This window comes from Streptomyces poonensis (assembly GCF_014650915.1).
GTDB lineage: Bacteria > Actinomycetota > Actinomycetes > Streptomycetales > Streptomycetaceae > Streptomyces > Streptomyces poonensis.
Window position 1 is genome coordinate 1,125,598 of sequence record NZ_BMVW01000001.1, and the last position, 26,426, is coordinate 1,152,023.

Consider the following 26,426-nt stretch of genomic DNA (forward strand, 5'->3'; position numbering starts at 1 on the left):
GGGAACGGGTGCGTCAGGGACGGATGACGGGGTCCGCGACCGGGGCCGGCCGGGGCCCCTCGGCGGCCGCTGTCCGCCGGCGGTCGTCCTGCAGCGCCGCGGAGCGGGGCAGCGCGGCCGCGAGAAGGGGCCCGCGCACGGCCGGCGCACGCAGGGCGAGGGTGACCAGGGCGTAGCCGGCGAGTCCGCCGAGCGTGTTGGCGAGGAGGTCGTTGACGTCCACGGAACGGCCGTTGTTCAGGACGATGTACGACAGCAGCTGGGCGGCTTCGATGGCCAGGCTGGCCGCCGCCGTCATCAGGGCCGCCCGTGACGGTGAGGTGGCGCGCCGGGACATCAGGGGCAGCAGGAAGCCGAACGGAACCATCATGATCACGTTGGGGACGATGGTGACGTCGGCGGTGAGCAGCGGGATGAAGTTGATCTGACTGATCCAGGGGGCCTGGTTGGCGTACTCGCCCCAGGTCACGTCCAGCGGGAAGATCGTCAGGGACAGCACGGCGGCGACGTAGACGGCGGCGGCCAGCTGCAGCAGGGCACGGCGCACGTTCCACGCGTCGCGCCACACCTGGACGGCGGAACCGACCGCGAACAGGACGAGCGCGGGGCCGAGAACGGGTGCGGAATCCACCGTGAAACGGATGTCCATGAGGGCTGATCCTTCGGTCGGGGCGAGCGGCGCTGACGTCGTTCAGCTTCCGTTCGGGACCCGGTCCGCCGGATCTGCCGAAAGATCCATTCCTCGGCAGCCGGCTACGACTTTCGGCAGAGGGGGCCCGGCTGCGGGCGCGGCTAGATTGCTCACCATGATCGGATCACCGCGCGCCGCGGCTGTCGGCCGGTTCGTCGGCGGCGCCCTGCTGCTCTGTGTCCTCGGGGCGGCCCTGCTGGTCGACGTCGGCACCGGCCTCCTCAGGTACGAGGGCACCGGGCTCCTGCTGTTCCTGTCGACTGCCGCGGCGGCGGCCGGTGCCTTCCCGGCCGCCGTGGGGATCAGGCTGCCTCCCGCGGTACTGGCGTGGGCGGCGTGCGGCGTGGCCCTGGTGTCGCTGGCCTGTTCGGTCGGGCTGCGCCTGGCGGCGGGCGGCGACGCGAACCTGGACGAGGCCTCGGACACCTACACCCTGTTCGAGCCGGCCGCCCTGATGGTGCTGCTGCACGTGACGGCGCGGCGGGGTTCCCCGGCCGGCACCGCCGTCGCCCTGCCGCTGCTCATGGCCGCCGTCATCCTGCGCCCGCTGGTGATCGAGGTGGACGAGGGCAGCAGCATCGTCGCGCTCGTCCTGACCCTGGTGGCCAGCGGCGCCCTGGCCTCCGGCCTCACGGTCCGGCTGGTCGTCGCCTCCCGTCGGCAGCGCGAGGAGCAGATCAGACTCGAACAGCGCCTCGGCTTCGCCCGCGACCTGCACGACTACGTCGCCCACCACATATCGGGCATCGTGGTCCAGGCACAGGGTGCCCGTGCCGTCGCGGCGAAGAAGCCCCAGGCGGTGGGCGACGCCCTCGAGTTGATCGAGACCACCGGGGCGGAGGCGCTGACCGCCATGCGCAAGATGGTCGGCGCGCTGCGCGAGGACACCGTCCCGAACCCGCGGGCACCGGGCACGGACGCCGTCCGCGCCCTCGTCGCCGACTTCCGGCTGCCCGGCGCCCGGGCCGGCTACACCGAGACCGGCCCGGCCGACAGCCTCCCCGCGGACGCCGCGCACCTCGTGGAACGCGTGGTCATGGAGGCCCTGACGAACATCCGCAAGCACGCCCGCGACTGCACCACCGCGCAGGTGCACCTGGACGTCTCCCGCCGCCGGGTGACCGCGCGGATCACCGACGACGGAACCCGGCGCCCGTCCGACGCCTCCGACGGCGGCGGCTACGGACTGCGCGGCCTGCGCGAGGTCACCGGCGCCGCCGGGGGCACACTGACCGCGGGCCCCGGCCCCGAGTCCGGTCCCGGGTCCGACGCCGGCTGGCACGTCGCACTCGAACTCCCCCTCCCCCTACGGCAGGTGTCCCGATGACCATCCGTGTCCTTCTCGCGGACGACCAGACGATCGTCCGCACCGGCATGGCCATGATCCTGGCGGCGGAGGACGACATCGAGGTCGTCGCCCAGGCCGCCGACGGCGTCGCCGCGATCCAGCAGGCGGACGAGCACCGCCCCGACGTCGTCCTCATGGACATCCGCATGCCGCGGCTGAACGGCATCGAGGCGCTGCGGCACCTGCACCGCCCCGGGGCCGCGCACACCCCGAAGGTCGTCATGGTGACGACGTTCGACGACGACGAGTACGTCCACCAGGCCCTGCACCACGGCGCCTGCGGCTTCCTCCTCAAGGACGCGGGCCCTCGCCTGCTCGCCGAGGCCGTCCGCTCCGCCGCCTCCGGCGAGGCCCTCATCAGCCCCTCCATCACCGTCCGCCTGCTCCAGCGGTTCACCCGCCCCGCCGCCGCCCCGGTTTCCAGTCCCTCGCCCCTCTCCCAGCGCGAGACCGAGGTCGCCGCCCTCGTCTCCCGCGGGCACACCAACACGGAGATCGCCGCCGCCCTGCACATCAGCGCGGGCACGGTGAAGACCCACCTCACCAACATCCAGAGCAAGCTCGGTGTCCGCAACCGGGTCGAGATAGCGGCCTGGGCCTGGGAGTCGGGGCTCGCCCGCTGACCGGATCGCGAGGCCCGATACTTACAAAGAGTCCGTTGCAAAGAAACCCTTGCAACGGACTCTTTGCATCGCTACCTTCGTACGCATGGACGAGCCGCAGAGCCCGCAGGACCCGAAGGACCCGAAGGACCCAGAGGTCCGCAGCCTCGACGCCCGCTCGCTGCGCGGACTCGCACATCCGCTGCGCATGCAGCTGCTGAGAGCACTGCGGCAAGGCGGACCGGCCACCGCGTCCCAACTGGCCGCGAAGCTGGGCGAGTCCAGCGGCGCCACCAGCTACCACCTGCGGCAACTCGCCGCGCACGGCTTCGTCGAGGACGCGCCGGAGCACGGCAAGGGGCGGGAACGCTGGTGGAAGACGGTGCACAGGGGTGTGCAGTTCGACGATGCGCTGTACGAGGACCGCAGTCCCGAGGTACGCGGAGCCGCCGCCCTCTACATGCACGAGATCGCGAACCACCACACTCGGGAGCTGGCGACCTGGATCGGCACCCGTGACAACTGGTCCGAGGAATGGAACCGCTCCTCGGACATGAGCGACTGGACTCTGAACCTCACGCCCGAACTCGCCCTAGAGCTCATCAACAAGATGCACGCACTCGTCGGCAGTTACCGCGCCCTGGCCCCTGACGACGGCACCCCGGGCACCGAGCAGGTGCGCGTCCACACGCACGTCATCCCCACCCACAAGGACTGAGAGGCCGCGCGATGCACCCCGAAACCCACCTCGCCCTGCACCACACCCGCGCCTTAGAACTCCGCGCCGAAGCCGACGCGTACCGACTCGCCGCCACGGTTCGGCGCCCCCGGGACTTCCGCACCCGCCTGGGCTGGACCCTCGTGGAGGTCGGCCTGCGCCTGGCCACCACCCCTCGGCCAGCGACTGCGGCCTCCTGCTTCTAGCCGGCACGGCCGATCGACACCTCCGCCCAGACCGTCTGGCCCACCGGACGACGAGGTGACGAACCCCAGCACGCGGCCAAAACGTCCACCAGGAACAGGCCACGACCCGACTCGCCCTCGGGGGACGCCGAGGGCGGGGTGTCGGGTGGCCGCTGTGACGCGCCCAACCCACTGTTGCTGGAATGCTGTTGCCGACTAATCGCCCCGTCGGACACCTCCCGCACGGATACCATCGTGGCCTTGCGATCGGAAGCACCATTTCGCCCGCGATGTCGTCGACCGTAGACGGAACGACCTCGCGTTCGGCAAGGCATGTCCGGTTCGTACTGTCATCGGCCGAAAGCTAGCCGGAAGGCGTCGTTTGTGGTCACAGCCCGGATGATGGCGCGACACCGGCGCGCCGCGGTGTTGTGTCGGCAGGCCGGACGTACGGGTGCCGCGCTGCTTGCCGCGGTCGTCACGTTGACAGGGTGCCGTGATCGCGCCGGTGAAGCGTCAGGACGGCCCACGTCAGATGCTGCGGTATCGGTGGCGTCTCGGGAGATCCGCAAGGTCGACTTCGCCAATCTCGAGTGGTTCGACTCGACGTTCGGGTCAACCGTGAAGCTGGTCGACGGTTCTGCCTGGCACGCCGCAGGCAACGACACCGGCGGATGGCAGTGGAACCTGTTGGGGAGGCCCCAGTTCGCCGACGTCGACGGTGACGGTCACGAGGACGCCGTGGCGGGGCTGGCGTCGAGTGGTGATATGGCGATGGGCCAGGCATGGTACGTCTGGTTGTGGCGCGATGGCCGGGCCCAGCAGCTGCGGGTGCCGGTCGTTGCATCGACGCGATGCGACCGGCGCATCGAGTCCGTGACGGCCGTCCCGCACGGGTTCGAGGTTCAGGCGTTCCTCTTCGTGGACGGGGACAGCTGTGCGGGAGGCGGCTCTGTGCCGATCACGTATGTGGTGGGGGTGCGAGACGGCTGGCCTGTGCGGCTGCGTCCGCAATACGGTCCACTGGACACCTGTGATCCGGGGAAGCTCACCGTGGCCCTGCACCCGCAGGGGAAGCCGGTGCTGTACACCTCGCCGGACGTGCGCTCCCCGACCGTGGAACCGGCCGCCCACTACGATGCGTTGCTCGTCGACGAGTACGCCGCCGATCCCGCGCTCTCCCCCGAGCTGGACTGGGTTCTGGGTATCGCGGTGAGCGGCGACCGCCGGGTGTGCGGGTGGGCACGTGCGGATCAGGTCCGGGGGGCGTGGCACTGACTTCGGCAGGGGCCCTTGCTACTGGGGCGGGTACTTCGCCCACAGCTCGACCAGGTCGGTGCCCGGGCTGTCCGTGACGGCGACTGCGAGCGAGAGCGAATCTTCGTCCTTCCACACCAGCGCCCGTTGGGTGGGGCTCCAGGCGAAGACATGGAGTCCCGACGGGGGTGCCTTCTCGCCGCCCACCGGACGGGCGGGCGGTGCGGCGTCGAAGTACGCACGCGAGACCTTGGCGAAGGTGTCCCGTCGGTAGTCGGCGAACATCAGGGTGAGGTTGCCGTCGTTGGTGCAGTAGCTGCTGTTCGTCGGCAGCCCGGCCTGTGACTCGTGGGCCGGGAAGTTACCGGTGAGGGCGGTCTTCCCGTAGCCGGACCGGCATCGGTTCCAGTTCGGGTAGCGGTCCCAGGCCCCGATGAACGTCTGCATGCCTGATCCCAGGTCGCTGGGCACACGGGGAAGCCCTGCGATGGTGTCGTCGCTCTGCGGAGCGGCGGGGTCGGACGTTCCTCTCGGTGACTCGTCGTCCAGGAGCGTGCCGAGGGGGACCAGTACGACGGTGGCGACGCCGATGGCGAAGAGGAGCAGAAGGGTACGCCGCCATACGGCCGGCAGGCGCAGGCCGGCGGGTTTCCGGCGGGCAGTCGCGGGTCCGGCGGGTCCGGCGGGTCCGGCCGCATCGGCCGGTGGCCGGGTGGGGTTTCCTGCCCCGGCAGGCTGCTGCGGGCGCAGCGCCAGCCGGATCCGGTGGTCCAGCGGGTCGGTGTCCGCCAGTCCCGGGAGGAGCGGTCCAGGCGCGGACCGGCGTAACACCGTGGCGATGACGGACGCGGCGTCTCCCGTTCTGGAGGACAGCCAGGCGGCGATCCCTCCGTGGACGTCCGGACTCACCCGCTCGCTCACTGCCAGGTGCAGTACGGCGTCGAAGGCGTCGTCGAGCAGGTCCCCCTGGGGCAGGCTCCCGGCGCGGTCGGCGATGGTCAGCAGCCATGTGATGGCACGGCCGTGGTCCGCGGCTTCCGACCCGGTCACGCCGCTCCCGTACAGCGAGCGGATCGCACGTACGACCTCCCCGACCGAGTGCGGATCGGCCTCCACGGCGGCCCGGAGATGGTGAGGATCGAGTGCGACGAGTACGTCCCGGAAGAAGGCGTGGTCGAGGTCGATCCGCGCCGCCAGCCGGAACAGCTCGACCAGGGCCGTCCGGTTCCCCGCACGCACGGCGGGGAGAAGGTGTCCGCCCCGGGCCGCCGGCTCGGTCGGCGCGTCGAACTCCGCCGTGACCATGGCGAGAAGTGCGTCGACTGTCGCGACCCTCCGGTCGGGGTCGTGCAGCGTCGCGGCCCGGACGATGGTGCGCCACGGCCCGGAGGGCGGCAGCAGCGGCACGTTCTGCTGTGGCCAGGTACCCGTGAGGGCCCAGCCGATGATCTGTCCGATGCTGTAGACGTCGGCTGCGGGTCCGGCGGTGTGCGCGTCGACCGCGAGCTCCGGCGCGGCGAACCCCTCCGTACCGAATCGGACGCCCACCTGTGTACGGCGAGGATGGGTGGTCTGTCCGCGGGGCCGCCTCCCCAGTCCCCAGTCGGCCACCACCCACCGGTCGTCGAACCGCAGGAGGTTGTCCGGCTTGAGGTCTCGGTGCACCCAGCCCTGCCGGTGAGGCTCCCGCAGCGCCGTGCACATGGCGGTCACGAGCTCACGTGCTGCCGCCGGTTCCGACAGTTCCTCTGCGAGGTGCCGTGCCGTGCCGTCCGCCGGCGGCATGACGAACCAGTCGTACGACAGGCTCCAGTCCAGGACCGGCAGGACATGGGGGTGACCGCCGAACAGGCAGGCCGCTTCCACCTCACGCCGCATCCGCGCGTGGGCATCGGGAAGGCGTGAGCCGAGTTTCTTGAACGCGACGCGTGCACCGGTGGGTTTGTGGACGGCGCCGAAGACGGTCGCCTGCCCGCCCCGGGCGATCGGCTGGGGATCGAGGGCGAAGTCCTTGCGCGAGCCCCGGGCTGCGAGCCGTACCGCCGCCAGTGCGGTCGTCAGCCGAGGATCGATCGGGTGGTCCGTCCTGGATGCCGTGTATGCCGAGGCCCTGCCACCTGGGTGCGTGGACATCAGCGGCAGGCAACCGGTGCATCGTGCCGACAGCCGTTCCGGCTCACGCCGAGCCACCTCCGTGTCTGTACCGACGGGACGCCTGCGAGCGGACGGCTGGGCGACAGCGCCGACAACGACGTGGACCGGTCGCTCTGTGACCTGCCACGTCCGACGTCTCGGTCGTCCAACCGGAGGATGAAGATTAGCGCGCGTCACACGGCGGTTTCCGCTTGATCGGGCGAAGGCCTCGTCCAGGAGGTGACTGCGCACCACGGTCGAACAGGGGTTGGTGACGACCGAGTTCGAGCCGCAAGAACCCACGGGGTCTTGGCGACCGGCTCCTGGGCTGCGTTCAGCAGCGGGTCGAGGGCCACGCACCACCGCGTCCGAGTCCACCACAATCCGGTCGCGAGCCCTTTTCCGGGCCCGCCGGTTCCTTGTGCACGAGGGTCCGGCGGGCCGCTGACCTCCGTAAAGAACCGGGGACAGAACTACCCGCCCACCCACCCTCCCGCCTGCGTCACCCGTCTGGGTGAGTGGCTTGCAGGGGCGGGATCCGGGCGGTTACGTTCGCCGCGACAACCGCAAACAGTTACGGCCCCCGGCCGGGACGGCAATCCCAATCGAGGGCCTGACCGATCAGGAAGAGACACCTTCCCGATGGCTGACCCGCAGTCTAACGCGCGCCTGCGCGCCGACGCCGGAGCTCCGACCTCCGGCGTGATTCACGTACGCACCCGGCTCGCAGCCGACTTCACCGTGATCTCCAACGCCCTCGCGCAACGGCGCGGCAGTGCCTGGAGGTGGCCGGGTACTTGGAGCGCCGCCGCGAGCGGGTGCCCGCCGGGCAGATCCGTACCCGGACGTACTTCTACGACGTACCCGGCGGCGACACTCCGGACGACCCTCCCGAGCCGCCGAAACCGCGCCGCCCCCGGAAGCAGCCCACTGCTGCCGCCGAGAACCCTCCCGCGCCCACGCGGCGCGAGGCCGATCCCCCGGCCGCCCCGCTCACCGACGCCGACCCGCAGGCCATCGCCGTACTCACCGCACTGCGCCGCGTCGACCCGCGTCTGATGCTCTCCCAGCAGGAGGCAGCCCGCCTGGCACCGGCCGTCGGCCAGTGGCTCGCGGCGGGCGTGGGAGCAACGCAGATCACCGACGTACTCACCACCGGCCTCCCCGACCGCTTCCGGGCCCGCCCGGCAGGCATCCTCGCCTTCCGCCTCCGCGAGACGCCCCTGCCCGCCCCGCCCCCGCTCACGCAGCCCGTGGAACGCCCGGCCGTCCTGCCCCTCCGGAACTGCGACGGCTGCGACCGGGCATTCCGCTCAGCGACTCCGGGACGCTGCCGGGACTGCCGGCCCGAGGACCGTCTCGGTGCGGCCGGCTGAGCCGATGAGTCACCGCGTACGCGGCCGGGCCGCCCTTCTCGATCGCGCGGTGGATCGCCTCACGGCGCTTGTCGAGCCTCCCGACCAGCGCCACGACCGCATCGAGCGGACGTGGCCCTGACGCTCCGGTCGGCCGTGCGCCGAGCGGCCGGGAGGAGCACCCTGGAACCACAGGGCAGCAGCGGATCCGGAGGTATTCGTCATGGTGCACACCATCGCGGGGTGGCATGTGGAGCTGGAGTTCGAGGAGGACCACCAGCGCACCCGGGCGGCGGCGCTCGTACGGCTGCCGGACGGGAACGAGGTGTACGCGCACGGGTACGCGACCCGGCACCGTACCGACAGCAACCAGCCCCGGGTCGGTGAGGAGATCGCGGGCGCGCGGGCGCTGAACGAGCTGGCGATGAAGCTGCTCACGAAGGCGCACGACGAGATCGACCAGGAGTCGGGGCGGGTGTCGCACCCGATCGCGATCTAGGCGCCGTCCGCGCCGGCCTCAGCCGCCCGCACCGGTCTCAAGGGATGCGCGGACTCCCCGTACCAGCGCCTGGGCGCGGGGGTCCGCCGTCACCGTCTTGCGGAAGCCGTTCGTGACGTAGCCGAAGGCGATGCCCGACTCCGGGTCGGCGAAGCCGAGCGGGCCGCCCCGGCCCGGGTGGCCGAAGGAACCGGGGAAAAGGAGCGGGGACGCCGGGCCGTGGAGCATGAAGCCGAGGCCGAAGCGGGTGCTGACCACGAGGGTGCGGTCCGGGCCCGCGGACTCCTCGCACCGGGCTGCCGCCAGCGTGGCCGGCGTCCACAGGCGTACGCCGCCGTCCACGTCGCCGATCAGCGCGGCGTAGAAGCGTGCCAGCGCGTCCGCCGTGGCTATGCCGTTGGAGGACGGGTGGGCGGCCGCCCGGTAGGCCGGGTCGTTGTCGTCGGGGGGCGGGGTGATCGCCGCGAAGGCGCGGGAGGTGACCGAGTCGGGGTTCGCGTACGCCTCCGCCACCGATCGCTTCGCGCGCATGCGGAGCCCCCCGGCGGTTTCAGGGGGCCGTACGGGACCTGAGCGGCCCACCCGGTGCGCCTGCTGCGGAGGCAGGCCCACCCAGAGGTCCACGTCCCCCAGCGGCCGGGATATCTCCGTGTCGATCCACTCGCCGATGCCCCGGCCGCCCGTGCCCTCGACCCTGCGGAAGAGTTCGGTGAGCATCCAGCCGTACGTGTGCGGGTGGTAGCCGTGGTCCGTGCCCGGTTCCCAGAGCGGGGCCTGGGCGGCGATCGCGGCGGCCGTACGGTCCGGGTCGGACGCCTCGGCCGGGGTCAGCGGGCGGTCCACGACCGGTACGCCCCCGCGGTGCGCCAGCACATGCCGGACCAGCAGCCGTTCCTTGCCGTGCGCCTTGAACTCCGGCCAGTACGCGGCGACCGGGGCGTCCAGGTCGAGTTCGCCGCGCTCGGCCAGCATCAGGGCCGCGGCGGACGCGACGCCCTTCGTCGCCGAGTGCATGACGTGGGCCGTGTCCCGCTCCCACGGCTCCGGGCGTTCCGTGCCGTCGACGTCCCGCGTGCCGCCCCACAGGTCGACCACCTTGCGGCCGTCGCGGTACACGGCGACCGCCGCGCCCCGCTCCCCGAGCTCCGCGAAGTTCCGTACGAACGCGTCCCGGACCGGCTCGTAGCCCTCGGCCACCGTGCCGTTCACGTTCACGTGCGCGTCCACGTATGCACTCCCGTCATGCCCACCTGCTCGCCTGCGACAGTGGGTGCAACGCCCACCCGCCGCCTGCGATTCCTCAGCCGAGCACGACCGTGACGTCCACGTTGCCGCGCGTCGCGTTCGAGTACGCGCAGACCTTGTGCGTCGCCTCCACGAGCTCGGCGGCGAGGTCCTGGTCCAGGACGGGCAGGGAGATGTTGAGGGCGATCGCGAGGCCGAACCCGTCCTCCTGGCCGGTGGGGCCGATGCCGACCTTCGCGCTGACCGTCGAGCCGGACAGGTCATAGCCGCGGCGTCGGCCGACCAGCATCAGCGCGTTGTGGAAGCAGGCGCTGTACCCGGCCGCGAAGAGCTGCTCCGGGTTGGTGCCGTTGCCGTCGCCGCCCAGCGCCGGAGGCAGCGCCACCTTCAGTTCCAGGTGGCCGTCCTGGCTGGTCACATAGCCTTCCCGGCCACCGTGCGCGGTGGCCTCGGCCACGTACATGATCTTCGTCGGGCGGGTGTCGACAGCGGCGCCGTCTGACATGGCGGGACCTCCCCCTGCGTCAGCGACTCACGAGTGCGCGAGTACTTCGCGATCAAGGTAACCGCCGAAGGTGAAGCCCGGTTACTCGGGGGTAGAGATCTTGATCGAGCGCGGGTCGAAACCGAAGGGGAGCTCCAGGCGGTGGGCGCGCATCAGGTCCTCGTCCGCGAGGAGGTCACCGGTCGCGCCGTCCGCGGCGATCACTCCCTCGCTGAGGATCAGCGCGCGCGGGCACAGTTCCAGGGCGTACGGCAGGTCGTGCGTGACCATCAGGACCGTCACGTCCAGCGAGCGGAGGATGTCGGCGAGCTCGCGGCGGGAGGCCGGGTCGAGGTTCGAGGACGGCTCGTCCAGGACCAGGATCTCCGGCTCCATGGCGAGGACCGTCGCCACGGCCACCCGGCGGCGCTGGCCGAAGGAGAGATGGTGCGGCGGACGGTCCTTGAACTCCGCCATGCCGACCTGGGCGAGGGCACGGTCCACGCGCGCCTCCAGTTCGGCGCCCTTCAGCCCGGCCGCCGCGGGACCGAACGCCACGTCCTCCCGTACCGTCGGCATGAAGAGCTGGTCGTCCGGGTCCTGGAAGACGATGCCGACCCGGCGGCGGATCTCGGCCATGTGCTTCCGGCCGACCGGGAGCCCGGCGACCTTCACCGTGCCGGCTCCCCCGGTCAGGATGCCGTTGAGGTGCAGCACAAGGGTGGTCTTGCCGGCGCCGTTGGGACCGAGCAGGGCCACCCGTTCGCCGCGCGCGATCGAGAAGTCCACGCCGAACAGGGCCTGGTGCCCGTCGGGGTAGGCGAAGGCGAGGCCCGAGACCTCGAGGGAGGGAGCAGCAGGAGCAGTCACAGGGTCCATCCCAGCACGCAGACGACGAGCGCGGTCACCGGGAGGGCCAGGGCGTACGACCACTGCGCCCGGGAGGCCGTCACCTCGTCGATCACCGGCATGGAGCCCGCGTAACCGCGGCTCACCATCGCCAGGTGCACGCGCTCCCCGCGTTCGTAGGAGCGGATGAAGAGGGCGCCCGCGGACTGGGCGAGCACGCCCCAGTGCCGTACGCCCTTCGCCTCGAACCCGCGCGACTCGCGGGCGATCCGCATCCGCCGCATCTCGTCGGTGATGACGTCGCCGTAGCGGATCATGAAGGACGCGATCTGCACGAGCAGCGGCGGGAGCTTGAGGCGCTGGAGGCCGAGGAGGAGTTCACGCAGTTCGGTGGTGGAGGCCAGCAGGACGGACGCGGCGACGCCCAGCGTGCCCTTGGCCAGCACGTTCCAGGCGCCCCACAGTCCGTTGACGCTCAGCGACAGGCCGAGGACCTCGACCCGCTCCCCCTGTGCCACGAACGGCATCAGTACGGCGAAGGCGACGAACGGGATCTCGATCAGCAGCCGCTTGAGGAGGAAGCCCGCCGGCACGCGGGCCGCGTACGCGACCGTGCCGAGCAGCGCCGCGTACAGCGCGAACGCCCAGACCGCCTCGCGCGGGGTGGAGACCACCACGACGACGAAGGCGAAGACGGCCGTGAGCTTGGTGTGCGGCGGGAGGGCGTGCACGGGCGAGTGCCCGTGCCGGTAGAGCCTGTGCGCGTGTCCTGCACCCATGACCGCGCCGTCAGACGTTCTCGCGCACGTCGGGCACGGATGTCGCCGACGGCGGCTCGCCGCTGCGGCGCCTGCGCACCGCCCAGAACACGCCGGTGCCCGCGACCACGGTGACGCCTACGCCGATCACGCCCGCGAGTCCGCCCGACAGGCGCCCGTTCGTGATGCCCTCCACGCCGTAGTCGGCGAGCGGCGAGTCGGCCGCCGCGTGCTCCTCGGCCTTGGCGTCGATGCCCTTGTCGGCGGCGACCTTCTCCAGGCCGTCGGGGCTGGCGGAGGCGTAGAAGCTGACGACTCCCGCGAGGAGCAGGGAGGTGGCGAGGCCGGCGAGCAGGATCTTGCGCGGGGAACGCGCGGTGGCGGGTGCGGCTACGGGCTCCGCGGCCGGTGCGTCGACCAGTTCCCCGTTCACCCGGAGCTTCAGCGGGGCGGTCAGGCCGCGGGCGCCGTGCACCAGGTCGGGGCGGACGGCGATCACGGCGCCCACCGTGAGCGCGGTGATCGCGGCCTCGCCGATACCGATGAGGACGTGGACGCCGACCATGGCGGTCAGGACCTGGCCGATGGGGACGTCCGTGGTGCCGCCGACCGCGTAGAACAGGGTGAAGGCGAGGGCCGCCGCGGGCACCGAGAGCAGCGCGGCGACGAACGCGGAGACGGTGACGGAGCGCCGCTTCCTCGGCAGGACCTTCACCAGGCCGCGGAAGACGGCGTACGCGACGACCGTCGTCACCACGGCCATGTTCGTGATGTTGACGCCGAGCGCGGTGAGGCCGCCGTCGGCGAAGAGGATGCCCTGCATGAGGAGGACGACGGAGACGCAGAGGACCCCTGTGTAGGGGCCCACGAGTATCGCGGCCAGGGCTCCGCCCAGCAGATGGCCGCTGGTTCCGGCGGCCACCGGGAAGTTCAGCATCTGCACGGCGAAGATGAACGCGGCGACCAGGCCCGCGAGCGGTGCCGTCCGCTCGTCCAGTTCCCGTCGCGCTCCGCGCAGGCTCACCGCGACGGCGCCCGCGGCGACGGCGCCGGCGGCCGCCGAGACCGGGGCGTTGATGAATCCGTCGGGGACATGCATGGGGAGGGCTCGCTCTCCGGGCTCATGGCTGGTTCGCCGTACGAAATGGCTGGAACCGTACGATGATGAGCCTCTTGCAACTGATTTGCAAGAGCGTGAGGATGCGAACAACCGGCGGAACCCGGCCCGGCGTCAAGCAGTGCGCCCGGGAGCCGTACCCCGGTAACTGTGCGACATTGGACAGACAGCGGATCCCGGATTCCAAGCTTCTGTTCCAGATCAACAGATCCAGCGATCGAGCGATCGAGCAGTCGAGCGTCGTGAGGAGCCGTCCGATGTCCGTCGTCGAACAGTACGCGCGCGCCCACATCGTCACGGACGCCCCGGAGGACCGGGACGTGGTCCCGGTACTGCTCCGGTACGACCCGCAGGACGACCCGCGCGCGATTCACGTCAGCCTTCCCGAATCCCACGACTGGACGGTCTCCCGCGATGTCGTCGAGCGCGGGCTGCGCGCCCCGGCCGGCACGGGTGACGTGCGGGTCTGGCCCTGCGGGCGGGTGACGGCCGTGCTGGAGCTCCACTCGGCGGGCGGCGCACGGGTGCTGCAGTTCGACTCCAAGGCCCTGCTCCGGTTCCTGCGCCGGACGTACGCGGCGGCCGAGGTGCCGGCGACCCACGTCCACTGAACGAGCGGCCCGCGCCACGGAGGAACCGTGGCGCGGGCCGGTGAGACGTGAGACGAGTGACAGGTGCCGTGGCCGGCCGTCAGGCGTTGACGAGCTCCTTGCGGTCGCCGCCGCCACCCCGTCCGTCCTCGCCGTCGGCCAGCTGCTGCTGCAGCTTCTCGCCCTCGACGTCGACGTTCGGCAGGGCCCGGTCCAGCCACTTCGGCAGCCACCAGGCGGTCCTGCCCAGCAGGGCGAGCACCGCCGGGACGATCGCCATACGGACGACGAACGCGTCGAAGAGGACGGCGATCGCGAGGCCGAAGCCGATCATCTTGACCATCTGCTCACTGGAGCCGATGAAGCCCGCGAAGACCGCCATCATGATGACCGCCGCGGCCGTGACGACCCGGGCGCCGTACTTGAAGCCGGTCACCACCGCCTGGGTCGGCTCCTCTCCGTGGACGTACGCCTCGCGCATCCGGGTCACGAGGAAGACCTCGTAGTCCATCGCCAGGCCGAAGACCACACCGACCATGAAGATCGGCATCATCGACATGACCGGGCCGGTCTGCTCGACGCCCAACAGGCCGGACAGCCAGCCCCACTGGAAGACCGCGACGACCGCGCCCAGGGCCGCGAGCACCGACAGCAGGAAGCCGAGGGCCGCCTTGAGCGGGACGAGGATCGAGCGGAAGACCAGGATCAGCAGGAGGAAGGCCAGGCCGACCACCAGGGCGAGGTACGGGAGCAGCGCGTCGTTGAGCTTCTGGCTGACGTCGATGTTCATCGCCGTCGAGCCGGTGACCAGGACCTCCGCGTCCGTGTCCGCCTTGATGTCGGCACCCGTGTCACGGATGGCGTGCACCAGGTCCTCGGTGTCGGCCGAGGACGGCTTCGAGCCCGGGATCACGGTGAGCATGGCGGTGTCGCCGGCCTTGTTGAACGTCGCCGGGTTCACCATGGCCACGTCGTCGAGGGCCTTGATCTCGTCGGTCACGGTGGCGACCGCGGCCTTCGGGTCGTCGCTCTTCTCCGTGTCGACCACGACCATGAGCGGACCGTTGAGGCCGGGGCCGAAGCCCTCCGAGATCAGGTCGTAGGCCCGGCGCTGGGTGGTGGAGGTCGGCTGCGCGCCGTCGTCCGGCAGGCCCAGCTCCAGCTGGGTCGCCGGCACGGCGGCCACACCGAGGCCGACCACACCGAGCAGCAGGACGGCCACCGGACGGCGGACGACGAAGCGGGCCCAGCGGGTGCCCATGTTGGGCTTGTCGGCGGGCTTGTCGGCCTGCGTCGCCTCGCCGCTGTTCCCGGTCCCCTCGTTCTTGCTCTTGCCGCCCTTGCCGCCGAACAGCTTGCTCTTCGCACCGGCGGGCTGGATCCTGCCGCCCGCGTAGCCGAGCAGCGCCGGAATCAGGGTCAGGGCCACCAGGACCGCGACGACGACCGTGCCCGCGGCGGCCGCGCCCATCTTCGTCAGCATCGGGATGTTGACGACGGCCAGGCCCACCAGGGCGATGACGACGGTGAGACCGGCGAACACCACCGCGGAGCCGGCGGTGCCGACGGCCCGGCCGGCCGCCTGCTCGCGGTCGCGTCCCTCGGCCAGTTCGGCCCGGTAGCGGGAGACGATGAACAGCGCGTAGTCGATGCCGACGGCGAGGCCGATCATCGAGGCGAGGATCGGAGTGGTGGAGTCCAGTTCGAGGGTGCTGGCCAGCGCCGTGATGGTGCCTACGCCGATGCCCACGCCGATGATCGCGGTCAGCAGCGGCAGCCCGGCCGCGACCAGCGAGCCCAGGGTGATGACGAGGACGACCGCGGCGATGGCGATACCGATGATCTCGGCGGCGCCCGTGTGCGGGACGGCGGAGAGCGCGTCACCGCCGATCTCGACGGTCAGCCCGCTCTCCTGGGCCTCGTCGACCGCCTTCTCCAGGGCGTCCTTGGAGGAATCCTCGAGCTCCAGGGCGGAGACCTCGTACGACACCTGCGCGTACGCGATCGTCTTGTCCTGGCTGAGGCTCTGGGTCACGTACGGGTCGGTGACGGAGACGACCTCGGAGCCGTTGCCGAGCTCCTTCACGGTCTGCTCGACGGTCGCCTTGTGGGCGGCGTCCGTCATCTTCCCGCCGTCCGGCGCCTGGAAGACGACCCGGGCGGTCGCTCCGTCGGCACTGGCGTTGGGGAAACGTTCCTCCAGCAGATCGAAGGTCTTCTGCGCCTCGGTGCCGGGGATCGAGAACGAGGTGGAGCCCGCGGCGGGGGCACTGGCCGCCCCGGCACCGACGAGGGCGAGCAGGGCCACCCAGAACAGGGCGACGAGATGCCGTCGCCGGAAGGCGAACCGGCCTAGTTTGTAGAGCAATGTGGCCACGGGGCGTACTCCCGTTCAGGTCGTGATGGGGCATACGGGCAGGGAAGGTTCCCCTGTGGGGACAGGGGGGACCGGCCCGACGACGAGAGCGGACGCGTCAGGCGATCAGCTGCCGGTCGGGCAGCAACCGCGGGGATTTCTCGGTGGGACGGGGTCCACCGGCGGGGCGGGGGCCCTACCGGTCGGTCGGCACGCCGAGGGCGGGGAGGACCACGGCATCGACGTACGAGGTCAGGAAGGCCCGCGTGGGAGGCCGCTGCTCGAGCAGCGCCCGGGTGGCGAAGGCACCGAGCATCATGTGCACCATGTACTCGAGCGCCGGGTTGTCCGCACGGACTTCCCCACGGTCGACGGCGCGCCGGATCACCCGGTGGAACTCCTTCATCTCCGGTTCCACGAGCAGTTCCTGCAGAGCCTGGAGGAGATCCGGGTTCGTGTGGATCGCCATGGCGAGGCCCCGCAGCAGTGCGGAGTTCTGCTCCATGACGGCGTCGTCCTCACGTCCCACCAGGGCGAGCAGATCGCCGCGCAGCGAGCCGGTGTCGATGTCGGCGGTGTTGCCCGGCTTGATGCACCGGACCGCCTTCACCACCAGCTCGGCCTTGCCGCCCCACTGGCGGTAGAGGGTGGCCTTGCTGGACCGGGTGCGGGCCGCCACGGCGTCCATGGTCAGGGCGTCGTAGCCGACCTCCCGAAGCAGGTCGAGCACGGCCGTGTACAGCTCGGCCTCGCGCTCAGGTGTGATCCGACTGCGGCGCGTCGTCGCGACTCCGGTCATCACCCCCACCTTCCTGCTCCTCGCCCAGGGCGTCAGGTTATCGCCCGACGGAACGTCGGCCCAGCCCTGAACGAAACGGTTTCGTACTGCTACGAAGATAGCCCGCGAACCTGCGAAACGAAACCGTTTCGTACGTGTGCTGGGTCACAGAACTCACGTCACCCCCCGGAGGCAGTCAAATCGTCATAAGTTGCCAGTGCCCCGCCCGCGGAAAAGCATGGGTGGGTGAGCGACGAGTACGAGCACGCGGCCGCGACCGGGACGGCCGAGGACACCGCAGCGACCGGGACGGCCGGGGACACCGCAGCGGTCAGGTCGGCCGAGAGCTCCACAGCGGTCAGGTCGGCCGAGAGCTCCACAGCAGCCGGGGCGGTCGAGGACACCACAACAGCCGGGTCGGCCGAGAACTCCGCAGCAGCCGGGGCGGCCGAGGACGACCACTCCCCCGGCTATCTCCGTTTCCCCCACCTCCACGGCGACCGGCTCTGCTTCGCGGCCGAGGACGACCTGTGGGTGGCCGACCTCGACGGGCCGCGCCGCGCCTGGCGGCTCACCGTGGACCGCACCAAGGCCGGGCACCCGCGCTTCTCGCCCGACGGCCGGCACATCGCGTACACGAGCTGGCGCACCCTGGACCCCGAGATCCATCTGACGCCGGTGGCCGGCGGGCCCACGGAGCGGCTCACCTACTGGGGCAGCTCCGACACCCGGGTCTGCGGCTGGTCCCCCGAGGGCGACATCCTGGCCGTCACCTCCTACGGGCAGCCCTTCTCCCACCTCACCTGGGCCCACAAGGTCCCCGTCGACGGCAGTCCGGGCGGACGGCTGCCGTGGGGCCCGGTCTCCGACATCCAGTGCGCCGACCTCGCCGACGCCCCCCGACTTCCCGGCTCCGGGGACGGACACAGAACCCTGCTGCTCACCGGCACCCCGCCGCACGAGCCCGCCTCCTGGAAGCGCTACCGGGGCGGCGCCACGGGCCGGCTGTGGCTGCACGGGCAGCGGCTGCTCGCCGGCCTCGAGGGCCATCTGCACTCGCCGATGTTCGTCGCCGGCCGGATCGCCTTCCTCTCCGACCACGAGGGCGTCGGCAACCTCTACTCCTGTGCGTACGACGGCTCCGACCTGCGCCGGCACACCGACCACGACGCCTTCTACGCCCGGCACGCCTCCTCCGACGGCCGGCGGGTGGTGTACCAGTGCGCGGGCGAGCTGTGGATCGTCGACGGCCTCTCCCCGGACTCCGGGCCGCGCCGCCTGGACGTACGGCTGTGCGGTCCGCGCGCGGGGCGCCGCACCCACCAGGTGCCGGCCGGGCAGCACGTCGGCGGCCTCTCGGTCGACGAGACGGGGCGGGCCAGCGCGGTCGTCGTCCGCGGCAGCCTGTACTGGCTGACGCACCGCGACGGCCCCGCCCGCACCATCGCCGACACCCCCGGCGTACGGGTGCGGCTGCCCGAGATGCTCGGCACGGGCGGCCAGGTGGCGTACGTGACGGACGCGGAGGGCGAGGACGCCGTCGAGATCGCGTACCTGCCGCGGGCCACCGGTCCCCGGGCGCCGCGCCGGCTGGCCTCCGGGCGGCTGGGACGGGTGCTGGAGATGGTGTCCGACCCGGACGGCGAGCGCCTCGCGATCGCCTCGCACGACGGGCGGCTGCTGCTGCTCGACGCGTCGGAGACGGCGGAGGGGCCGGAGGCGGCGGAGGGAGCGGGCGGCGAGGTGACGGAGCTCGTCCGGTCCGACAACGGGCCGGTGCGCGATCTCGCGTTCTCCCCGGACGGGGCCTGGCTGACCTGGGCGCACCCGGGCATCGGGCGGACCCTGCGGCAGATCAGGATCGCCCGGATCGCGGACCGGCTGATCGTCGACGTCACCGACGGCCGCTTCGAGGACGAGAGCCCGGTGTTCACCCGCGACGGCCGCTATCTCGCCTTCCTGTCGTGGCGCGGCTTCGACCCGGTGTACGACGTGCACACCGGGGACCTGTCCTTCCCGCTGGGCTGCCGCCCGTACCTGGTGCCGCTGTCGTCGGCGACCCCGTCGCCGTTCGCGCTGAACCCGGAGGGGCGCCCCGCGGCCGGCGGACTCGATCCGGGAGAGGGCACGGGCGACGGCGCGGCGGTCGTGGAGGTCGAGGGGCTGTCGAGCCGGGTGACGGCCTTCCCGGTCACGGCGTCCAAGTACTCGTCGCTGCACCCGGTCGAGGGCGGCGGGCTGGTCTGGCTGCGCTGGCCGATCTCGGGCGCGCTGGGCGAGACGTTCGCGAACCCCGACGACATGACCGGGCGGCCGACGCTGGAGCACTTCAACATCGCCAAGGCGAGACGGTCCGAGCTCGTCGGCCATCTCGACGCGTTCGCCGTCAGCGGGGACGGCTCGCGGCTGGTGGTCGTGGACGAGGGCGACCTGCGGGCGGTGCCGGCCACCGAGCCGGGCGACAGCGACTCGACCACCTGGATCGATCTGCGGCGCATCCTGCACGAGGCCGACCCCGCGGCGGAGTGGCGGCAGGCCTACGCGGAGGCGGGCCGGATCATCGGCGCCTACTTCTGGGAACCGAACATGTGCGGCATCGACTGGGACGCGGTGCTGGACCAGTACCGGCCGCTGGTCGAACGGGTCGCCTCCCCCGACGAGTTCGCGGATCTGCTGCGCGAGGTGCTGGGCGAACTGGGCACGTCCCACGCGTACGTGGCGCCCGCCCGCCGCAACGAGGGCCCGCCGCACTACCAGCGCCGACAGGGGCTGCTCGGCGCCGACTTCCTGTGCCGGGACGGACGGTGGACGGTGCGGCGGATCCTGCCCGGCGACTCCTCCGACTCCCGGGCCCGCTCGCCCCTGGCCGGCTCCGGGGTCCGCGAGGGCGCGGTGCTCACGCATGTCGACGGGCGGCCGGTGGATCCGGTGACGGGTCCGTACCCGCTGCTGGCGGGGGCGGCGGCCACGACGGTGGAGCTGACGTTCGTGCAGCCCGTGGGGCCCGTGCAACCTATGGAGCCTGTGGAACCTGTGGAACCTGCGGGGCCTGTACGGTCTGTGGGGCCCGTGACCGGCGGGGGAGACGCCCCGCGGGCCGACGCCACGGAGCCGGTCGAAGCGGCCGAGGTGCCCGAGGTGCCCGAGGTGCCCGAGGTAGTTGACGTACCCGAGGGATCCGAGGTTTCCAAGGTGTCCGAGGTGTCCGACGCGCGGCCCCGGCGGGTGGCCGTCGTCCCGCTCGTCGACGAGATGCCGCTGCGGTACCAGGCCTGGGTGGCGGGCCGCCGCGCGGTCGTCCGGGAGCTGAGCGACGGGCGCTGCGGTTATCTGCACATCCCGGACATGGGCGGCTCGGGCTGGGCCCAGTTCAACCGCGACCTGCGCATGGAGGTCTCCCGGCCCGCGCTGATCGTGGACGTCCGGGGCAACGCGGGCGGGCACATCAGCGAACTGGTCGTGGAGAAGCTGACGCGCCGGATCATCGGCTGGGACCTCACGCGCAACGCCCAGCCGGTGCCGTACGCATCGACCGCCCCGTGCGGTCCGGTGGTCGCGCTCGCGGACGAGGCGACCGCGTCGGACGGCGACATGATCACCGCGGCCTTCAAGCAGCTGGGGCTCGGCCCGGTCGTCGGCCGGCGCACCTGGGGCGGGGTCGTCGGCATGACCGGGCGGCACCGCCTCGGCGACGGCACGGTCATCACGGTGCCGATGAACGCCGCCTGGTTCGACGCGTACGGCTGGTCCGTGGAGAACCACGGCGTGGAACCCGACGTGGATGCCCTGCGCACTCCGCTGGACTGGGCCGAGGGCCGGTACGCGCAGCTGGACGACGCGGTCCGGCTGGCCCTGGACCTGCTCACCACGCATCCGCCCGCGTCCCCGCCGGACTACTCCGACGTACCGGACCGCAGACGGCCGGAGCTGCCGCCGCGGGCGTGATCCGGCCGGGCGGAGGAACAGGACAGAGACAACCGAGAAGGGGTGCCCCCATCGGGGACACCCCTTCCGTTCCGCATACATCCAGGCAGGTCAGATGTCGTACTCGTCGTCGAGACGGTTCCGCTGGTCCCGGTCCCGTATCGCGCGTTCCGCGTCCTGTCGGCCTCGCTGGCCCTGCTGCTGGGCGCGTTCGCCGGTCTGGCGGGCACGCTCGCTCGTCTCGTCGTGACCCTGGCCGATCCGGCTCTTCGCCTGCTGCGCCTGCTGCTTCAGCTGCTCGGCCTTGTCCTGGAACTGGTCCTTCATGCCCATGCTGTTCACTCCCGTTGTGGGTGAGGGGATTGGGCCTCGACCAGACTGACACGGCCGGACATTACACGCATTTCGAGCAGTTACGAACGGTCACCCACCGTGTCGCGCTCCTCCTCGTCGGCCGCTCCGCCCGCTCCCACGAGCCCCTTGCGCACACTGCCGAGCCGCGGTTCGAACCGGCGCATCTCCCGCTGGCCCACGGTCCCGATGAGCGCGGGCAGATACCCTCGGATGCCCTGCATCCCGCGCAGCCACCACTGCCCGTACACATGGCTCGACCGCCGCTCGATGCCGTCGACCATCCGGTCCACGGCCGGTCCCAACGGGTACGTCTTGTTCGACGGCCACGGCAGCCGCTGCCGCAACTCCCGCATCACGTCGTCCTGATCGGCGCCGCGCACCATGTCGGTGTCGGTCCACGAGAGGTACGCGACCCCGACCTTCACCCCCTTGTGGCCGACCTCGGCGCGCAGGCTGTGCGCGTACGCCTCCACGCCCGACTTGGAGGCGCAGTACGCGCTCATCATGGGGGCCGGGGTGATCGCCGCAAGCGAGGCCACCTGGAGCAGATAGCCGCGGCTCTCGGTGAGCGCCGGCAGGAACACCCGTGCCGTCACCGCCGATCCGATCAGATTCACCTCGATCACCCGCCGCCATGCCACCGGGTCGGAGTCGGCGAAGGGACCGCCGTTCGCGACACCGGCGTTGGCGACGACGATGTCGATCCTGCCGAAGCGTTCCTTCACCTCCTCCGCGACCCGCGCCATGGCCTCGTGGTCGGTGACGTCGGCGTGCCAGTACTCGCTCTCGCCGTGCAGCCGCGCCGAGACCTCCTTGAGGGCCTCCGGCTCCAGCCCGACGAGCGCGATCCGCGCGCCGCGCACGGAGAGCTTGCGGGCGAGGAGCTCACCGACGCCCCGCGCGGCACCCGTGATCACCGCGACCTTGCCGTCCAGCACGTTCCTGCCGTTGCCGCTCGTCCTGCCGTTGCCGCTCATCCTGCCGTTGCCGCTCTTCCCACCGCTCCCGCTGTTCCCACCGCTCCCGCCGCTCCAGCTCTTCCCGCCGCTCCCGCTCATGCGCTCGCCTCCTCGTTCGCCGCACCCGCGCTTTCCGCCGCCGACTCGTCCCCCGCACCCGGGAGGTACGTACCGACGAGCTCGCGGATGCGAGAGGTGACCAGTTCCGGGGCCTCGACCGGGGTCATGTGCCCGACGCCCGGCAGTTCGGTGACGCCGACGCACTCCGGCAGCGCGGCGGCCATCGCGCGCGAGTGCACAGGCGGGGTGAGCCGGTCCGCCGTACCGATGACGACGGCCGTGGGCACCCTCAACTCCCGTACCCCGTGCTCCAGATCGAGCAGGTCGAGCACGCCCGCCCAGGTGCAGCGGACGCCGGTCGGGCACGCGTGCACGATCCGCGCGCACGCCTCCACCATGAGCGGGGACGAACCCGGGCCCATCGTCGCGTACTTGAGGATCCGCATCCCGACCGGCGTGACCGGTCCGAGCGGCAGCCGCGCGCCGAGGATCTTCCGCGTGACGAAGGTGCGCAGCCCGCCCGCGGGCAGCGGCAGCACCAGCGACTCGGCGACCAGCTTCGAACTGCCCGTGCTGCACAGCAGGACCGCTGCCGCGTGCTCGCGGAAGGCAGGCCGCCCGGCCGCCGCCATCACGGTCATCCCGCCCATGGAGTGCCCGACGATCACGGCCTTCTCCCCTGGCGCGAGCGTGGCCCGCAGCACCGCCTCCAGGTCGTCGGCGAGGGCGTCGGTGCTGCACGTGGCCGCGGCCGGGGTGCGTCCGTGTCCGCGCTGGTCGTAGGCGACGACCCGGTGGTCGGCGGCCAGGGCCCGTATCTGCGCCGCCCAGAAGGCCGTCGAGCAGGTCCAGCCGTGGGCGAGAACGACGGCGGGGGCGCCCTCGGGACCGTGCACCTCGACGTGCAGCCGGGAGCCGTCGGCGGACCGGGCGGTCAGCTCACGCACGGGCACCGGCGGGGCGTACGGTCCGCTCTTCACATGCATGAGTCGGGTCATGCTCCGGCCTCCACCTTCGTGGTCTCCGTGGTCGTCCGAGGTGCTGCCGCCGGTGCCCGCAGCACCTCGTACTCGGCGAGGTTCACGCGGCGCGTCGCGCTGCGGAACTCCGCGGTCGTGCCGGGCCAGACGGTCGTGTTGCGGCCGCTGGCGTCCAGGTACCAGCTCGTGCAGCCGCCGGTGCTCCACACGGTGCGCTCCATGCGCTCCTGCACCCTGCGGTTCCAGCCCGCGACCGCGCCGGGCCGGGCGTCGAGGGCCGCGCGTCCGCCCAGCTCGTCCAGCTGCCGCAGGTAGTCGGCCATGTAGTTCAGCTGGGACTCGATCATCAGGATCATGCTGGAGTTCCCCAGGCCCGTGTTGGGGCCGATGATCGTCATCCAGTTGGGGAACCCGGCCGCGGACGCGCCCCGCAGCGCCTCCATGCCGTCCTTCCACGCCTCGGCGAGGGTGTGCCCGTCCGCGCCGACGACGCGTTCGGCGATGGGCATGTCGGTGACGTGGAAGCCGGTGCCGAAGACGATCGCGTCGACCTCGGCGCGCGTCCCGTCGGCGGCGACGACGGTGGAGCCCTCGACCCGGGCGAGCCCGGAGGCCACGACATCCACATTGGGCCGGGTGAGCGCCGGGTAGTACGTGTTCGACAGCAGGATGCGCTTGCAGCCGATGCGGTAGTCGGGGGTGAGCTTCGCGCGCAGGGCCGGGTCCTTGACGGCGCGGGCCATGTTCCGCCGAGCCAGCTTCTCCACCAGCCCGAGCTCCTGCGGGTGCTTGGTGAACGCCTGCACCTGCAACTCCCGGATGCCCCACAGCAGCCCGCGGCGGGCCTTCGCCGTGAAGGGCAGCTGCCGGTGCAGCCACCGTTCGGCGCCGCTGATGGGCCGGTCGACGCGGGGCATCACCCAGGGCGGGGTGCGCTGGAACAGGGTCAGCCGGCCGACCTCGGGCTGGATCTCCGGCACGATCTGAATGGCGGACGCACCCGTACCGACCATCGCGACCCGCTTGCCGCGCAGGTCGTAGTCGTGGTCCCAGCGGGCGGAATGGAAGACCTTGCCGGGAAAGGAGTCGAGCCCCGGGATCTCCGGGACCTTCGGGTCGGACAGCGGCCCGGCGGCGGACACGACGACATCGGCGGACAGCCGCCCGGAGGCGGTCTCGATGTCCCAGCACAGCCGCTCGGCGTCCCAGGTCATCAGCTTGACCTCGGAGTCGAAGCGGATGTGCGGCCGCAGCCGGAAGACGTCGGCCACGTGCTCCAGGTAGGCGCGGATGTGCCGCTGCCCGGAGAAGGTGCGTGGCCAGTCGGGGTTGGGCGCGAAGGAGAACGAGTACAGATGGGACGGCACGTCACAGGCGCACCCGGGATAGCTGTTGTCCCGCCAGGTCCCGCCGACGGAGTCCGCCCGCTCCAGGACGACGAAGTCGGTGATGCCCTCGCGCCGCAGCCGTACGGCGGCACCCAGCCCGCCGAACCCGGACCCGACCACGGCGACGCGTACGTGCTCGGTGCTCGACTCCCGCCCGGCCCCCGGCCCTCGCTCATGCTCGGCCATCCGACGCCTCCCTGGTCTCGTACGACTGCGCGAACCATGCCAGTGAACACTGGCACTGTTGGGAGGGTAGAACAGCGCCGTACTGATGGGTAGGGGTCGGAACGAAGGAAGTTACCGTCGGTACGGTCAGGGCCCTCATGAGCGGAAGGGCTCTCCGGGAGACACGGAAGGGATGCCGCCGCGCGCACCGCATAGGCTGCCGACGTGGCTACGGAACCGGAAGCGGGAGAACACCGCGGTCGACGCGAGTACCGCATGGAGGAGCTGGCCGAGAAGGCCGGCATCACGGTGCGCACCCTGCGCTTCTACCGTGAGCGCAAGCTGATTCCGCCGCCCCGCCGCGAGGGCCGTATCGCCTGGTACGACGACACCCACCTGTCCCGTCTGCGCACGATCTCCGCCCTGCTGGAGCGTGGCCACACCCTGAACGGCATCGCGGAACTGGCCGAGGCCTTCGACCACGGCCGCGACGTCGGCGAACTGCTCGGCCTCGGCGCCCCCACGGAGGAGACGCCGGTACGCCTGTCCCCCGAGGACCTCGCCGACGTCTTCGGCGGCCAGGCCACCCCGGAGAACCTTTCCTCGGCCATGGACCTCGGCTACCTCGCCACGGACGGCACCGAGATCGTCCACATCAGCCGCCGACTGCTCGACACCTCGGCGGCCCTGGTCCGCGAAGGCATCCCGCTCGCGGACATCCTGGCGACGGGCCACCGCGTCCGCGTCCACGCCGAGGCCCTGGCCGGACTCTTCACCGACCTCGTACTGGCCCAGGGCGACCGCACCCCCGAGGACCTGGAGCGGCTGCGGCCACTGGCGAAGAGCGTGGTGGAGGCGGAGCTGTCGATGGCTCTGGACCGGCGGCTGCGGGCACTGGAGGACGAGGAGTCGCGCGGCGAGTAGCGGGGCGCCCGGTACCGCGTGCAGGCGATCAGCCGTCTGCGGCGCCGGCCGACTGCCGCGGCACGAACGACCCACGCGCCGGAACGGTGACCACCTTCCCGCGGTCCCGCAGGATGGCCAGCGCCCGCCGCACGGTCTGCGAACCGACGCCGTACTCCTGCGCGATCGTCATTTCACCGGGCAGCCGCGTTCCCGGCGGCCAGGCACCGTTCTCGATCTTCGCTGCGAGCAGATCGGCGAGTTGTTCGTAGTGGTAGGCGGGGTTGGTCGGGTCGATGCCGTTGCTCATAGGGCGTGACCGTACGCGGTCGACCCCGATCACGCACCGCCGACATCGGGCGAAGTCGGTCAACCGCTACCGCCCGCTGTCGACCACGGTTAGCTTCGTCACAAGGCGCCCCGGCGATGCGGGCAGGCATCCCGGGGCCGGCCGACTACTGAGGAGTCGACGTGAGCGAGCGTACTGTCGTCCGGTACGAGGGCGGCGCCATCCACGTATCCGAGCCGGACCCGACCGAGGAACTGCTCATCACCAACGCCCGGCTGGTCGCGGGGCACGCGGCCCCGTTGCTGGACGCCGACAGGATGACCCGCCGCGAGGCACGGTTCACGGCACTGGAACTGGTGCGGTGCGTACGCGACCTGCTCGTGATCGTCGGCCACACGCGCGACTGATCTCCCAGCGCACGCAGGAGCGCTCCGGTAAC

The 26,426-nt window shown here is 71.7% G+C and carries 24 protein-coding genes and 1 pseudogene; 11 read left to right on the top strand and 14 right to left on the bottom strand.

Annotated elements, in window-relative coordinates; all coding sequences use genetic code 11:
- Positions 1 to 13: 13 nt before the first annotated feature.
- Positions 14 to 649 carry a VanZ family protein gene (locus IE242_RS05020; protein WP_189855600.1) on the bottom strand — a complete coding sequence of 212 codons (636 nt, stop codon included), beginning with the start codon at positions 647 to 649 and terminating at the stop codon, positions 14 to 16.
- A 157-nt stretch (positions 650 to 806) separates the two neighbouring features.
- Here IE242_RS05020 and IE242_RS05025 point away from each other — a divergent pair, with 157 nt between their 5' ends.
- The 5 genes from IE242_RS05025 (at position 807) to IE242_RS05045 (ending at position 4,822) form a co-directional block, all read left to right on the top strand.
- The gene (locus IE242_RS05025) at positions 807 to 2,018 is read left to right on the top strand and encodes a sensor histidine kinase (RefSeq protein ID WP_189855601.1); all 1,212 of its coding nucleotides are present in this window, start codon (positions 807 to 809) and stop codon (positions 2,016 to 2,018) included.
- A complete protein-coding gene (locus IE242_RS05030) occupies positions 2,015 to 2,662 on the top strand; it encodes a response regulator (protein WP_189855602.1) in 648 nt (215 codons plus the stop codon). Before IE242_RS05025 ends, IE242_RS05030 begins: the two co-directional genes overlap by 4 nt.
- A gap of 85 nt (positions 2,663 to 2,747) precedes the next feature.
- Positions 2,748 to 3,359, top strand: coding sequence for an ArsR/SmtB family transcription factor (locus tag IE242_RS05035; protein ID WP_189855605.1), 612 nt, complete (start codon positions 2,748 to 2,750; stop codon positions 3,357 to 3,359).
- Between the two features lie 11 nt (positions 3,360 to 3,370).
- The gene (locus IE242_RS05040) at positions 3,371 to 3,565 is read left to right on the top strand and encodes a hypothetical protein (protein WP_189855607.1); all 195 of its coding nucleotides are present in this window, start codon (positions 3,371 to 3,373) and stop codon (positions 3,563 to 3,565) included.
- Positions 3,566 to 3,928: 363 nt separating this feature from the next.
- The gene (locus IE242_RS05045) at positions 3,929 to 4,822 is read left to right on the top strand and encodes a hypothetical protein (protein WP_189855609.1); all 894 of its coding nucleotides are present in this window, start codon (positions 3,929 to 3,931) and stop codon (positions 4,820 to 4,822) included.
- A gap of 18 nt (positions 4,823 to 4,840) precedes the next feature.
- Here the strand turns inward: IE242_RS05045 and IE242_RS05050 are convergent, their stop codons facing one another.
- Entirely contained in the window at positions 4,841 to 6,934 is a 2,094-nt protein-coding gene (locus IE242_RS05050) for a serine/threonine protein kinase (protein ID WP_189855611.1), read from the bottom strand.
- A 642-nt stretch (positions 6,935 to 7,576) separates the two neighbouring features.
- Here IE242_RS05050 and IE242_RS05055 point away from each other — a divergent pair.
- Both IE242_RS05055 and IE242_RS05060 read left to right on the top strand, forming a co-directional pair.
- Positions 7,577 to 8,310: pseudogene (locus IE242_RS05055) on the top strand (hypothetical protein).
- A 202-nt stretch (positions 8,311 to 8,512) separates the two neighbouring features.
- On the top strand, positions 8,513 to 8,788 hold the full coding sequence (locus IE242_RS05060; RefSeq protein ID WP_189855613.1) for a DUF1876 domain-containing protein: 276 nt from the start codon (positions 8,513 to 8,515) through the stop codon (positions 8,786 to 8,788).
- A gap of 18 nt (positions 8,789 to 8,806) precedes the next feature.
- Here IE242_RS05060 and IE242_RS05065 read toward each other — a convergent pair whose 3' ends face one another.
- The 5 genes from IE242_RS05065 to IE242_RS05085 form a co-directional block, all read right to left on the bottom strand.
- A complete protein-coding gene (locus tag IE242_RS05065; RefSeq protein WP_189856414.1) occupies positions 8,807 to 10,003 on the bottom strand; it encodes a serine hydrolase domain-containing protein in 1,197 nt (398 codons plus the stop codon).
- An 85-nt stretch (positions 10,004 to 10,088) separates the two neighbouring features.
- Positions 10,089 to 10,538 carry an organic hydroperoxide resistance protein gene (locus IE242_RS05070; RefSeq protein ID WP_189855615.1) on the bottom strand — a complete coding sequence of 150 codons (450 nt, stop codon included), beginning with the start codon at positions 10,536 to 10,538 and terminating at the stop codon, positions 10,089 to 10,091.
- A gap of 81 nt (positions 10,539 to 10,619) precedes the next feature.
- The gene (locus IE242_RS05075) at positions 10,620 to 11,396 is read right to left on the bottom strand and encodes an energy-coupling factor ABC transporter ATP-binding protein (RefSeq protein WP_189855617.1); all 777 of its coding nucleotides are present in this window, start codon (positions 11,394 to 11,396) and stop codon (positions 10,620 to 10,622) included.
- Positions 11,384 to 12,145 carry a cobalt ECF transporter T component CbiQ gene (gene cbiQ / locus IE242_RS05080; protein ID WP_189855619.1) on the bottom strand — a complete coding sequence of 254 codons (762 nt, stop codon included), beginning with the start codon at positions 12,143 to 12,145 and terminating at the stop codon, positions 11,384 to 11,386. The genes IE242_RS05075 and cbiQ overlap by 13 nt, the downstream gene beginning before the upstream one ends.
- A 10-nt stretch (positions 12,146 to 12,155) precedes the next feature.
- Complete coding sequence (locus tag IE242_RS05085; RefSeq protein WP_189855621.1) at positions 12,156 to 13,223, bottom strand: energy-coupling factor ABC transporter permease; 1,068 nt, start codon at positions 13,221 to 13,223, stop codon at positions 12,156 to 12,158.
- 275 nt (positions 13,224 to 13,498) lie between these two features.
- On the opposite strand from IE242_RS05085, the gene IE242_RS05090 reads away from it, so the two are divergent.
- On the top strand, positions 13,499 to 13,852 hold the full coding sequence (locus tag IE242_RS05090; protein ID WP_189855623.1) for an SsgA family sporulation/cell division regulator: 354 nt from the start codon (positions 13,499 to 13,501) through the stop codon (positions 13,850 to 13,852).
- Between the two features lie 79 nt (positions 13,853 to 13,931).
- On the opposite strand, the gene IE242_RS05095 is transcribed toward IE242_RS05090, so the two are convergent.
- Positions 13,932 to 16,208 carry an MMPL family transporter gene (locus IE242_RS05095; protein WP_189855625.1) on the bottom strand — a complete coding sequence of 759 codons (2,277 nt, stop codon included), beginning with the start codon at positions 16,206 to 16,208 and terminating at the stop codon, positions 13,932 to 13,934.
- Between the two features lie 175 nt (positions 16,209 to 16,383).
- The gene (locus tag IE242_RS05100) at positions 16,384 to 16,986 is read right to left on the bottom strand and encodes a TetR/AcrR family transcriptional regulator (protein ID WP_189855627.1); all 603 of its coding nucleotides are present in this window, start codon (positions 16,984 to 16,986) and stop codon (positions 16,384 to 16,386) included.
- Positions 16,987 to 17,211: 225 nt separating this feature from the next.
- Here IE242_RS05100 and IE242_RS05105 point away from each other — a divergent pair, with 225 nt between their 5' ends.
- Positions 17,212 to 20,910, top strand: a complete 3,699-nt coding sequence (locus tag IE242_RS05105; protein ID WP_229858175.1) for a S41 family peptidase — start codon at positions 17,212 to 17,214, stop codon at positions 20,908 to 20,910.
- A 90-nt stretch (positions 20,911 to 21,000) separates the two neighbouring features.
- Here the strand turns inward: IE242_RS05105 and IE242_RS05115 are convergent, their stop codons facing one another.
- The 4 genes from IE242_RS05115 to IE242_RS05130 form a co-directional block, all read right to left on the bottom strand.
- Positions 21,001 to 21,222: a hypothetical protein gene (locus IE242_RS05115; RefSeq protein WP_189855629.1), complete on the bottom strand. Its 222-nt coding sequence runs from the start codon at positions 21,220 to 21,222 to the stop codon at positions 21,001 to 21,003.
- 80 nt (positions 21,223 to 21,302) lie between these two features.
- Positions 21,303 to 22,220, bottom strand: coding sequence for an SDR family oxidoreductase (locus IE242_RS05120; RefSeq protein WP_189856416.1), 918 nt, complete (start codon positions 22,218 to 22,220; stop codon positions 21,303 to 21,305).
- Positions 22,221 to 22,297: 77 nt separating this feature from the next.
- Complete coding sequence (locus IE242_RS05125; protein WP_189855631.1) at positions 22,298 to 23,260, bottom strand: alpha/beta fold hydrolase; 963 nt, start codon at positions 23,258 to 23,260, stop codon at positions 22,298 to 22,300.
- Positions 23,257 to 24,816, bottom strand: a complete 1,560-nt coding sequence (locus IE242_RS05130) for a flavin-containing monooxygenase (RefSeq protein WP_189855633.1) — start codon at positions 24,814 to 24,816, stop codon at positions 23,257 to 23,259. Before IE242_RS05130 ends, IE242_RS05125 begins: the two co-directional genes overlap by 4 nt.
- Before the next feature lie 255 nt (positions 24,817 to 25,071).
- On the opposite strand from IE242_RS05130, the gene IE242_RS05135 reads away from it, so the two are divergent.
- Entirely contained in the window at positions 25,072 to 25,719 is a 648-nt protein-coding gene (locus IE242_RS05135) for a MerR family transcriptional regulator (protein ID WP_189856418.1), read from the top strand.
- A 28-nt stretch (positions 25,720 to 25,747) separates the two neighbouring features.
- Here IE242_RS05135 and IE242_RS05140 read toward each other — a convergent pair whose 3' ends face one another.
- Positions 25,748 to 26,008: a GntR family transcriptional regulator gene (locus IE242_RS05140; RefSeq protein WP_189855635.1), complete on the bottom strand. Its 261-nt coding sequence runs from the start codon at positions 26,006 to 26,008 to the stop codon at positions 25,748 to 25,750.
- Positions 26,009 to 26,169: 161 nt separating this feature from the next.
- Between IE242_RS05140 and IE242_RS05145 the strand changes: the two genes are divergently transcribed.
- Positions 26,170 to 26,394: a hypothetical protein gene (locus IE242_RS05145; RefSeq protein WP_189855637.1), complete on the top strand. Its 225-nt coding sequence runs from the start codon at positions 26,170 to 26,172 to the stop codon at positions 26,392 to 26,394.
- Positions 26,395 to 26,426: the final 32 nt, after the last annotated feature.